We start from the raw sequence: 11,221 nt of genomic DNA, 5'->3' as shown, positions 1-11,221 counted from the left end.
GGCCCCGCTCAAGCGGTTCCTGCCGGTCTCCAACCAGTAAGGCAACGCAGACTAGTTTACATGCTTTTCATCGGGCTTTTGCCACTTTAGACCATTCTCGGCGGGAAAGTGGCCTACCTAACATCTAATCTGCAGAGCTCGCGCTGATACCAGCGGCGATCTTCTTAGCTGTGGCTGAATCCGGGCCCGGGGAGGGGACGAAGACGGCCTCGCGGTAGTACCGGAGTTCGTTGATGGAGTCCTTAATGTCGCCCAGCGCCCGGTGCCCTCCGCTCTTGGCCGGTGCTTGGAAATAGGCGCGGGTGAACCACCGGCGCGAGAGCTCCTTGATCGTGGAAACATCGATGATCCGGTAATGCAGATGCTCGATCACGCGCGGCATGTCGCGGGCCAGGAACGTGCGGTCGGTACCGACCGAGTTGCCGGCCAACTGCGCCTTGCGGGGCTCCGGAACCCACGCGGTGATGTACTCCATGACCTTGTCTTCGGCTTCCGCCATTGTCATGCCGTGCGGAAGCTCGTCCAGCAACTTGGACGTGGTGTGCATGGTCCGCACAAAGTCGTTCATCTGCGCCAAAGCCTCCGCGCTGGGCTTGATGACGACGTCGACCCCGTTCCCAAGAATGTTGAGTTCAGAGTCAGTCACCAGGACGGCGACCTCGATGAGCGCATCCGCGCCGAGGTCCAGCCCGGTCATTTCACAGTCGATCCAGACAATGTGTTCGTTAGAGATTGGCACCCGACAAATGTATCGCGTCATGCTGCTGGCGTGCGGGGAGAGAGCAAGGACTGCCGAGAGCCCGGTGCTAACATGCAGAGAGCACCGCCTGCAGCTGTGCCGGCCCACGCTGCTTGCGACTGACCGTTCTGAAGCGTGCAGACCACCCCCGCGGCAAGCGCCGCACCGGACCAGGTGTACTGACCCCGGAGTGATTGGACCGCCTAAACGATGACCGCCCAAAGACCCGCGACTGAACCTTCCAGCTCACGCAGCGGAAGCGTCGTCAAGGAACGGTCTACCCGGAGCATCGTAGAGGGAACCGTAGGTTCATTCATGATGTTCCTGGGGTCACTGGGCGTTGGGTGGCTGGCTTCGGTGTCCGAGCTGAGGCGCTGGCCCTTGCTGATCTTCCTGCGGGTGGAATTGGTCGGTGTAATCCTCTCAGTCGTCCTGCTGGCCCTCGGAGGGATGATCCTGGTGCGGGCCTGGCTGCGGCTAGGACAACAGTTCACTGTTTGGGGAGCCGCTGCGCGCCGCGCCACCTTGACCGCGATCGTCGCGTGGGGCGCGCCCTTGGCGCTGTGCATTCCGCTGTTCAGCCGCGACGTCTACGCCTACATCGCGCAAGGCAAAGTCATGGTCAACGACCTTAATCCTTACGTGGATGGGTACGACCAGTTGCAGAACTATCTGCAGACAGGTGCCGACGACCTCTGGGCACGCAGCCCAACACCCTATGGGCCGATCTTCCTGTGGTTGGAAGAGTTCATCGTCTGGCTGACGGGTGGACACCCGGAATATTCGATCATCATGTTCCGGATACTTGCCGTCGCCGGCGCTGCGATGTGCGTCTACTACGGGCCGAAACTCGCTGAACTACATGGAATCAATCCGAATCGCGCTCTGTGGCTGGCGTGTGCGAATCCGCTGTTCCTGACCACGTTTATCGCCAGCATCCACAACGACGCCCTGATGTTGGGACTCGCCCTGGCCGGCCTTTACTACGCCGCAAACCGGCGGGTGCTGCTGGGAATCCTGCTGGTGACACTCTCCATCGGCATCAAGCCGATAACGCTGATATTCTTGCCGTTTATCGGTCTGCTGTGGGCGGGCAAGGGAGCAAGCTGGCCGCGCAAGTTCGGTTACTGGACCATGACCGCAGGACTTTCCTTCGGATTGCTGGCGATCCTCGGCGTGATCAACGGTCTCGGCTTCGGCTGGGTTGGCGCCCTCAGCCAGCAGGGAGCCGGCCTGATGATCTGGTATGCCCCGGTCGGGTTGCTGGGGATCCTGCTGGGACTGGTCACTGGTGGATTGGGGCTCGACGGCGCGGCGGTGCAGTCGGCCGTGTACACGGCCGGCAAGATGGTTGCCGTGCTCGTCGTGTTCTACACCATGTTCCGCGGCAGTTACGACCGGATTGTTCGACGCCTGGCCTTCGCGTTGGCCGCGGTGGTTCTGCTCGGCCCGATGATTCAGCCCTGGTACATCGTGTGGCTGCTGCCGCTCTTTGCGGCCACTGGCATCCGCAACGACTGGCAGGTCCGGACGGTCTACGCAGTGACGTCCTTCCTGATGATCTACGCGATCACCGACCAGTTGGACATCTTCCCGTACATCGAATTCGACCTTGACATGGCCCGGCTTCTGGCCTGCATTGTGGCCGTTGCCTTCGCCCTCTATCTGGTCTTCCTGGACCCGAAAACCCGCCAACTCTTCCGCAAGAAATACGCTGACCCAGAGGACCAGCGCCTCTTCTGACGCGCTCGGCACTGATCTAGGAGACAAGACATTGTGACTGACGCCGAACACATCATCGCGGCCAACTTCGACGTCACCGATTGGGTGCCGGAACCCTATGAAGTCGAGGGAACGAACTCCGATCTGAGCCGTGTGCGAGTAACCAAGGTATTTGACGGATTGATCACAGGAACCAGCCGGGCTGAACTGCTGATGGCGGGTAACGGGACCGGTGCCGGCTACGTGGCGTCCGAAGTGTTCACGGGCTCTGTGGACGGCCGCGAAGGAACGATGGTGATCCAGCACTGGGGCTTGGCTGAAGGCGAAGTAGCTGTCAGCGACGGGCACATCATCCCGGGATCGGGGACAGGCGCGCTCGAAGGAATTGTGGGGAAGGCCATTTTTTCGCAAGACGCTGCTGGGCAGCATAGCTTGGAACTGCGCGTGTTCTTCCGGGAGGACGAATCCGCGGTTCGCAGCTGAATCAACTAAACTCGGTAGGTGCACCGCCGGTCCCTCAGGGGTGGCGACGCTGCCATCCATCGTGAGTAAGGGAAACCACCTGGCATGAGCCTTGCCGAATATGCGAGCGAAAACCGCCTCCACCGAGTCGGTGCCCGCCCCTCGCTTTTCCGCTACCTTGCGGAAGCCTGGACCCGTCGTGACTTCGCCATTGCCATGGCGAAGTACAAAATCGAAGCCTCCAACCAGCGCAACCGGTTGGGCATGCTGTGGGTCTTCATCAAGCCGACGTTGAACGCCCTGATGTACGGGCTGATCTTTGGTATCTTGCAAGGGGCCAGCCGGCCGGAGAACTTCCCGATGTATGTGGTGATCGGCGTATTCCTCTTTGAGTTCTTTTCCAACTCCATGAACAACGGCGCCAAATCGATCACAGGGAACGGCGCCCTAGTACAGTCACTGGCCTTCCCGCGGATCACGTTGCCGGTTTCCACGGTGATTCAGCAACTCATGACTCTGGTGCCGATGCTGGCCGTGATGTTCGTGTACATCCTAATTTTGGGTGCGCAGATCAGCGTGGAATGGCTCTTGATCATTCCGTTGGTTGCCATTTTCACGGTGTTCAACCTGGGGGTAGCCCTGATCGGCGCCAGACTCACGGTCCACATCAGGGACCTGACCCAGTTACTCCCACTCGTCACCCGGATCCTCTTTTACACCTCCGGCGTATTGTTCGCGATCGACCGGATTCTGAAACACCACCCTTGGGCCGTCGCTCTGTTCGACTTCCACCCGCTGCATGAAATCATCTCCATTGCCCGAGGGATTCTCATGCCGGGAATGGACTACGATCCGATGTACTGGCTCTACTTTTCCGTCTGGTCCGTAGCGGTCTTCGTTGCCGGAGTGTTGTTCTTTTGGGTAGCTGAGGAGCGGTATGGCCGAGTCGACTAAGACTGGAGAAGTGTTAATGGGCACAGATGCGACCGATGCCGCCCGCAAGCCCGTTGTCGTGGTCGACGATCTGCATGTGAAGTACCACGTCCATGCCGGCGGAAAGCCTGTGAAGGGCACCGGGCGGTCGCTGCTGCAGCGGGGAGCCAGCAGGCTCCGAACAGTCCACGCCTTGAAGGGAATCTCCTTCACCGCCTACGAAAACGAATCCATCGGAGTCATCGGCTCGAACGGATCCGGTAAGTCCACGCTAATGCGCACCCTTGTAGGTCTGACTCCTCCGGCTCAGGGTGCAGTCTACGCAGCGTCACGTCCCAATATGCTCGGAGTGGGGGCGGCTCTAATTCCGGACCTTTCCGGAGAGAAGAACATACAGCTCGGTGGCCTGGCGCTCGGATTCTCCAAGCAGGAAATCAATGGGCTCCGGGACGACATCGTTGAGTTTGCCGAATTGGAGGACTTCATCGACCTCCCCATGCGGACCTATTCATCGGGCATGCAGGCGCGGTTGAAATTCGCCATCGCCGCATCGAAACAGCACGAGATCCTAATCGTGGACGAAGCCTTGGCCGTGGGGGACCAGCGCTTCCGTGCACGCAGCGAGGCCCGCATCCGTGAAATCCGGGAGAACGCCGGCACCGTCTTCCTTGTCTCACACTCGATGAAATCGATACTGGATACCTGCAGCCGGGTCATCTGGATCAACAAAGGCGTTTTGGAAATGGATGGCGACCCGAAAGAAGTCGTGGACGCCTACAAGGAGTCCCGAAAATAGTGGCTTCTGCATCCGTCTTGCCTCCATTGGAGGAGTGTCCTGGCGTGTCCTACATCATGCCCGTCCTCAATGAGGCAGCGCATATTGAGGACGCGGTCCGCAGCATTCTGAACCAGCAATACGACGGGCCGAAGGAAGTTGTTCTGGCGCTGGGGCCATCAACGGATGGTACGAACCGGATCGTGGCAGACCTGCAGGCGCGGGAACCGCGGTTACGAAGCGTCACCAGCCCCACCGGCCGCACCCCGGCCGGACTGAATCTGGCCCTCGAAGCCTCTAGCCATCCCGTCATCGTCAGAGTGGATGCCCATACAGAACTTGAGTCCCACTACACGGCGCGCGGAGTGGCAACCCTTCGGCGAACCGGTGCAGCAGATGTCGGTGGGCTTATGGACGCCCGCGGCAAGACTCCCTTTCAACGGGCAGTCGCAGCCGCCTATGTTTCGCCAGTGGGGCTTGGTGGGGCTGCCTATCACAGCGGAGCACCGGAGGGCCCGGCGGAATCTGCCTATCTGGGTGTCTTCCGGCGCGAGGTCTTTGACGCAGTCGGAATGTTTGAGGAGACGCTGTGGCGGGGGCAGGATTGGGACATGTGCCTTCGCCTGCGGCGGGCCGGCTACACCGTTTGGTTCGATCCGAAGCTGAGGGTCGTCTACTGGCCGCGTGCTCAGTGGGGGAAGCTGGTCCGGCAGTTCTACGCCGCAGGGATTTGGCGTGCAGAGTTGGCCAACCGGCACAAGGAGGGAAAGTCCGTGAGGCACTTCCTGCCGCCGGTGTTGGTTGCTGCCCTCAGCGTCGGCGCTGCCGCCGCCACCATGCTCGCCACTGGCCAAGCCAAGACGTGGCCAGCAAGCCTGCGGCTCCTGGCAGGGGGAGCAGCCGCCGTCCCCGCGCTGTACGCAGCCGGCGTCACTTACGCCTCTGCCAGTATGGCTGGCGACCTTGGCAAGCCCGAACGCATGCGGCTGCTGGCGGTGCTGCCAGGAATCCACATCAGTTGGGGACTGGGGTATCTCCGCGGCCGGCTGTTAGGGGCGGCAGGCACAGTTGACACCAGCCGGAGAAGTTCGTGACGGCCGTGCAGCGGCCGGCGCGCCCCACGCTGGAGCAGTTGCGGGCCGTAGCCCAGCCGCCGGAAGTCCGGAGCAGGAAAAACGCGGAACACTGGACAGCCGAGCTCTATCTCCGGCATATCTCGATCTACCTCACCAGCGTCTTGGTCCGAACACCGATCTCGGCCAACGGCGTGACCGGCTTGATGATCCTGTCAGGGTGGGCAATATCCGCAGCCCTTCTCATACCCGGGATCTGGGGGCCGCTGCTCGCGGTCTTCTTCTCGCAGCTGCAGCTTTACTTCGACTGCAGCGACGGGGAAGTAGCGCGGTGGCGCGGCACGCAAAGCCCCAAAGGAATCTTCCTCGACAAGATCGGCCACTACACCACCGAGGGGCTGATCCCCATCGCCTTGGGATTCCGGTGCCTTGGAGACTTCGGCCTGCTGGGCAGCGACCCGGGAAAGGCATACTTGTATCTTTTCCTCGGCGCTGTGCTGGCATTCCTGATCGTTCTCAACAAGGCCCAAAACGAGATGGTGCACGCGTCCCGCGCTCTGGCAGGGATGGACAAGCTCCCGGATACTGCGGCAGCGAAAGCTGTTCCTGCTTCTTCCATGGTCGGCAAGCTCCGCCGCCTAGCCCGTTTCCTCCCCTTCCACCGCGTACTGCATTCGGTCGAAATGAGTCTGCTGGTGCTGGCTGCTTCCATCGTGTCGTTGATTGCAGGCCAGCAGGTGATGGGGGAGCGTTGGCTGCTATTCGTCTTGGTGCCCGCGGTCCTGTTCGTGAATTTCGGTCATTTCGTCGCCATTATGGCTTCGCCTAGGCTGCGGAAGTGAGCGGCATGCAACAAGACATGAGCCTCCAGGAACCGACCTTCGGGGTGGTCATTCTTACTCAGGGCACGCGCCCTGCTGAACTGCAACGGGGATATGAATCGTTGCAACGCCAGCAGGGGGTGAAGCTGGATGTCGTAGTCGTCGGCAACGGCTGGGATCCGGAAAACGTGCCAGCCGGCTTCAAGACGCTGCATATCGAGGAGAATATTGGCATCCCCGCCGGAAGAAACACCGGAGTTCCCCACGTGGCAGGGGAGTACCTCTTCTTCCTTGACGACGACGCCTGGCTGCTTGATAACGATTTCCTTGCCCGCTGCGCCAAGCTGTTCAAGGAGCAACCGGACATCGGCATGGTCCAGCCGCGGATCGAGGATCCAGAATATCCTGATGCGCCGCAGCGCTGGATTCCTAGGCTGCGCAAGGGGAGCCCCTACCACTCCAGCAACGTCTTCTCCGTGGTGGAGATGGCGATCGCCATGCGTCGGGACGTGTTCGATAAGACTCCCGGGTGGCCTTCGACATTCTGGTACGCGCACGAAGGCATTGAGTTTGCTTGGCGCGTGTGGGACACAGAATTCCGAACATGGTATGCCGGAGACCTTCGCGCGGGCCATCCGGTCATCGATCCTCGGCGCCACCAAGAGTTTTACCGTCTGAACGCCCGCAACCGGGTCTGGCTGGCCCGGCGTAATCTACGCTGGCCGTTCAGCTGGGCCTATGTAGGCGCATGGACGCTTGTCCAGATCCTCCGCTCGCGGCGCAACCTCGCCCAGCTCAACCCTTGGTTTGCCGGCTGGCGCGCCGGTTGGACACTAGATCCGTGGGGGCCGCACGAGGAACATCGGAAGCTGAAGTGGTCCACGTTGTTTCGGATGGGTGCCGCAGGTCGCTTGCCAGTGATGTAGGCCACGCGAAGGGGGTAGGTGTCAGAGTTCATCTAGCCCGTGGCCTAAACTGAATGGGTAAATTACAGGCAAACTTGAGGAGCAGTGTGGGTAAAACAGTTCTCACATATGGAACATTTGATTTGTTCCATATCGGTCACCTAAACGTTCTCAGACGCCTGAAGGAGCTAGGGGATCGCCTGATCGTCGGTGTCTCCACAGACGAGTTCAACGCCATCAAAGGCAAGAAGCCTATTGTTCCGTTCGACCAACGGATTGAGATCGTGCGGTCTATCCGCTACGTAGATTTGGCCGTCCCCGAAGACCGCTGGAGCCAGAAGCGCGAGGACATTGAAACTTACGACGTAGACATATTTGGCATTGGGGAGGACTGGAAGGGCAAATTCGACGACCTGGAGGACCGCGTCGAGGTTGTCTACCTTCCACGAACTAGCGGCATCTCGACCACTGAGATGAAGCGTATCCTGAGTGCCTTCGACGAACGGCATGTCGAAGAACTGAAGCGCACTTTGGATAGCATAAGCCAAATAGTTAAAGAACTGAGTTAGAAGCCATCTACGGAGAGCACGAAGGAAAGACACATCGGTGGAGTCCTAACCGCGCCACAGTCCACAGTTGTGTTACTGCCGAAACAATCGCCAGCGAATTGTGATTACACGATAATTCACGAATGAGTCGAGAAACCCCATTGTGCGATTGAACCCGAGCTAGCTGACTCGATGACGTTGACGGCGAATTATGTGTTTAACCAGAGGATTTGAAGTTGCCAAAAGCATTCCAACTAAGACGTTCGCTTGAGCGTGCAGTCGTACGTTCCTTGAAAATTCGCAAGCAAATCCAGCCAAGCGCCACGAAGTCGGGCGCTGTTGAAGGTGTCTTGCGCGATCTGTCGATCGTTCAGGCGACTGGAAACCCCGAGAAGCTCCAGTTGTCGCTTGCTGTCGATCACGCCAGGACACTTTCCAACCTGTGGTGTCGTATCGATGGTGATTGGGTAAGTATTGGGCGTGTACTGGAAACACCTTCTTCAGATGATACGGCTCCGGAAGGCAAGCGGGAGTTTGAGGCTCTTTTAGAATTATCAGAGGTCTACGCCGCCGTTCTGCCATGGATTGAGCGGCACCGGAGGCTGAGCGATGGTGCCAAGAATTCGCCGGCGTTCAAATTTAAGATCTACGTTGAAGTCTCGGAACGCTTGCCGAAAGCTCCGAAATATGCAACGGATATTCAGGAGTCAGACGGCGAACGGAGATACCGATACCCGATCGGGCGTGCCACAGAGACGGACATAACCGGACTGGGCGAGGTCGCTTTTGGCGAAGACCTCATGACTACTTATATCAACAAGTTTGGCTTTCTTTCGATTCTAGTTAATGCAACCCTTCCGGAGTTCGCCAGCATTCGCAACGACGGACTCGAAGTCATAGACGGAGTCTTGCGAGTTCACGGTAAAGTTTTTACGCGCAATGGGGACCTGCGTGAAGCATCTATGCTGTTGCTCGGACGAACGTCTGGATATCGTGCACAAGTTCCCGTACGCCTAAGGTTTGATAGCGAAAATACACGGCGTCACTTCGGGCTTCGACGGTATTACTTCACCGCGACCTACGACTTTGCGAACGATGTACAAACGGGACTGGTATCCGACGATATAGCCGACGTGTACTTGGAGCTGACGAGCACGACCTCGGACGGCAGTTACAGGCGGCGAGTTGGAAGGAGCAGGTACCTCGTGCGCCGCCGTTCCGTCGGCAGTTCGGTGACACGGCTTGGTAAGACGCTCTCCGTTACCCCTTACTACACCTTTAAGGCGAAGAACCCCTCCCTCTACCTTGAGCTATTTGAGCAGGAGACGTATGAGCACCTGCAACGAATGCTTGCAGCGTCTCCAGGCCGGCTACGGCGGGACAAGAAGAAGCCTATTTGGGTGATCGGCGAGTTGCCCTACAAGGCTCAGGACAACGGTCTGCATTTCTTCCGCTATATGCGCGAGTATCATCCGGAAATTGACGCCTACTATGTGATCCGACCCGATTCCCCTGAACGCCGAAACCTTGCAGGATACGATCATGTGCTCGATTACAGATCGAAGGAACACATAGACAAAGTTCTACAAGCGGACAGGGTCATTGGGACGCATCACCCAGGTTTTCTGTATCCGATTCGAACGCCTGCATTTGAGCGCAAGGTCAAAGCAGAATTGGTTTTTCTCCAGCACGGCGTCACTGGCGCGAAATGGATGGTTCCAAACTACGGCAAATTTGTCAGTGATTTTAAGACGAACTTGATTCTTGTGTGTTCCGAGCGAGAAAAAGAGTTCTTCGTACAAGATTTCGGCTATTCTCCCCGGGAGGTTGCCGTAACCGGCTTCACTCGATTTGATGCATTGTTTGCTGGGGACGTACCCATGAGGCCGCGACAGATTCTCATCATGCCGACATGGCGACCATGGCTGCAGGACCCGGATACTTTCACCGAGTCAGACTACTACCAGCGGTGGACTGCGCTTCTGCAAAGCCCTGTCCTGGCAGACATGACACGGTCTCATGACGCCAATATAGTTTTCTGTTTGCACCCCAATATGCAGCAATTTAGCAAGTATTTCTCTGGGGAAAACATACGTGTCGTGATACAAGGTGAAGTAGATGTTCAGCACCTGATGAAGGAAAGCGCCGCTATGATAACCGATTACTCTAGCGTCGCTTTTGATTTTGCGTTTTTAGATCGTCCCGTCGTGTACTACCAGTTTGACGCTCACCGCTTTCCTGCTCCGCACGCCGACCCCTTGGCGGAGCTTCCGGGAGCAGTTGTCGATCATCAAGACGGAGTGCTAGCTGAATTACAGCGGGTGTTCGATAACGATATGACTATGGAAGCCCATTACCGAGAACGCGCAAGTCGATTTATTTCGCATCGCGACGGTAGCAACAACGAGCGAGCCTTCAGAGCTATTTCTGAACTCACCGTCAAGCGCGACCCCTTGGGTGCAGTCCTTGGAAGTGAACTGGCAATCGCGGCAGGCCGAGTAGCCAGGCGCCACAAATATTACTTGCCTTTCATGAAGTCCCTGTATCGATTCTTCCGTTTACTCCCTCTGGATCCCAATGTAATCGTGTTCGAGAGCGGGCAGGGCAAGCAATTTGGGGATAGCCCGCGCGCAATATATGAGGAATTAATTCGCCGCGGCGACACTCGAAAGAAGGTCTGGATTTACAACAAGCAACTCCCTGTTCGTGATGACTACACAGTAATACATAAACGGCATTCACCCGCCTTCTTTTGGCACTTGGCGCGCGCCAAGTACTGGGTGAATAATCACAATTTTCCTCATTATATTCACCGTCGGCGGCACGGCGTATATATTCAAACTTGGCATGGAACTCCGCTCAAGCGCATGTTCCTTGATCAGGAGAATTTCTTTGGTCGTGACAGCGGATATAGGCAAAGAGTGCTGACAGCGTCGGCTCAGTGGAATGTTCTTTTGTCACCGAGTGCGTATGCAACGAAGGCAATGCGGTCTTCTTATGCCTACAAAGGGCCGGTATTTGAGTTGGGATATCCGCGCAATGATGTCTTGGTCAGCGATGCAGCCGAGGACGTGAGAGCTACTGTTCGGCGGCGCCTTGGAATCAGCCCAGGAACACGCGTGATTCTGTATGCGCCGACCTTTCGTGATGACCAACCAACCAACGCCGGGCGCTTCGGGTTCGAGTGGCCCCTGGATCCTGTACGATTCCATGATCGGTTTGGGAAAGACACTGTCTTGCTGG

At 57.9% G+C, this 11,221-nt stretch carries 10 protein-coding genes; 9 read left to right on the top strand and 1 reads right to left on the bottom strand.

What is annotated here, in order from left to right; genetic code table 11:
• Positions 1-124 precede the first annotated feature (124 nt).
• Entirely contained in the window at positions 125-739 is a 615-nt protein-coding gene (gene orn / locus AC5RWT_RS29440; RefSeq protein WP_494083294.1) for an oligoribonuclease, read from the bottom strand.
• Positions 740-949: 210 nt separating this feature from the next.
• Here orn and mptB point away from each other — a divergent pair, with 210 nt between their 5' ends.
• The 9 genes from mptB to AC5RWT_RS29395 form a co-directional block, all read left to right on the top strand.
• The gene (mptB, locus tag AC5RWT_RS29435; protein ID WP_494083293.1) at positions 950-2,482 is read left to right on the top strand and encodes a polyprenol phosphomannose-dependent alpha 1,6 mannosyltransferase MptB; all 1,533 of its coding nucleotides are present in this window, start codon (positions 950-952) and stop codon (positions 2,480-2,482) included.
• A gap of 33 nt (positions 2,483-2,515) precedes the next feature.
• Positions 2,516-2,944: a DUF3224 domain-containing protein gene (locus AC5RWT_RS29430; protein WP_494083292.1), complete on the top strand. Its 429-nt coding sequence runs from the start codon at positions 2,516-2,518 to the stop codon at positions 2,942-2,944.
• An 84-nt stretch (positions 2,945-3,028) separates the two neighbouring features.
• Complete coding sequence (locus tag AC5RWT_RS29425; protein ID WP_494083291.1) at positions 3,029-3,877, top strand: ABC transporter permease; 849 nt, start codon at positions 3,029-3,031, stop codon at positions 3,875-3,877.
• 16 nt (positions 3,878-3,893) lie between these two features.
• Positions 3,894-4,652: an ABC transporter ATP-binding protein gene (locus AC5RWT_RS29420; RefSeq protein WP_494083290.1), complete on the top strand. Its 759-nt coding sequence runs from the start codon at positions 3,894-3,896 to the stop codon at positions 4,650-4,652.
• A 44-nt stretch (positions 4,653-4,696) separates the two neighbouring features.
• The gene (locus AC5RWT_RS29415; protein ID WP_494083289.1) at positions 4,697-5,725 is read left to right on the top strand and encodes a glycosyltransferase family 2 protein; all 1,029 of its coding nucleotides are present in this window, start codon (positions 4,697-4,699) and stop codon (positions 5,723-5,725) included.
• Complete coding sequence (locus AC5RWT_RS29410) at positions 5,722-6,546, top strand: CDP-alcohol phosphatidyltransferase family protein (RefSeq protein ID WP_494083288.1); 825 nt, start codon at positions 5,722-5,724, stop codon at positions 6,544-6,546. Before AC5RWT_RS29415 ends, AC5RWT_RS29410 begins: the two co-directional genes overlap by 4 nt.
• A gap of 5 nt (positions 6,547-6,551) precedes the next feature.
• A complete protein-coding gene (locus AC5RWT_RS29405; protein ID WP_494083295.1) occupies positions 6,552-7,451 on the top strand; it encodes a glycosyltransferase family 2 protein in 900 nt (299 codons plus the stop codon).
• Positions 7,452-7,537: 86 nt separating this feature from the next.
• Entirely contained in the window at positions 7,538-7,999 is a 462-nt protein-coding gene (locus AC5RWT_RS29400) for an FAD synthase family protein (protein ID WP_494083287.1), read from the top strand.
• A gap of 215 nt (positions 8,000-8,214) precedes the next feature.
• Positions 8,215-11,221: CDP-glycerol glycerophosphotransferase family protein (locus AC5RWT_RS29395; protein WP_494083286.1), on the top strand; the 3,007-nt coding region annotated here is incomplete at its 3' end.

The sequence above is a fragment of the Arthrobacter sp. Dra40 genome (assembly GCF_059091905.1).
Note: the sequence above shows the minus strand (reverse complement) of the source record. Positions and strands in the feature narration are given on the sequence as shown.

Bases quoted from the DNA above. Each gene is read 5' to 3' on its own strand.
- AC5RWT_RS29420 (WP_494083290.1), top strand. From the start codon at position 3,894: ATGGGCACAGATGCGACCGATGCCGCCCGCAAGCCCGTTGTCGTGGTC.
- AC5RWT_RS29405 (WP_494083295.1), top strand. From the start codon at position 6,552: ATGCAACAAGACATGAGCCTCCAGGAACCGACCTTCGGGGTGGTCATT.
- AC5RWT_RS29425 (WP_494083291.1), top strand. From the start codon at position 3,029: ATGAGCCTTGCCGAATATGCGAGCGAAAACCGCCTCCACCGAGTCGGT.
- mptB (WP_494083293.1), top strand. From the start codon at position 950: ATGACCGCCCAAAGACCCGCGACTGAACCTTCCAGCTCACGCAGCGGA.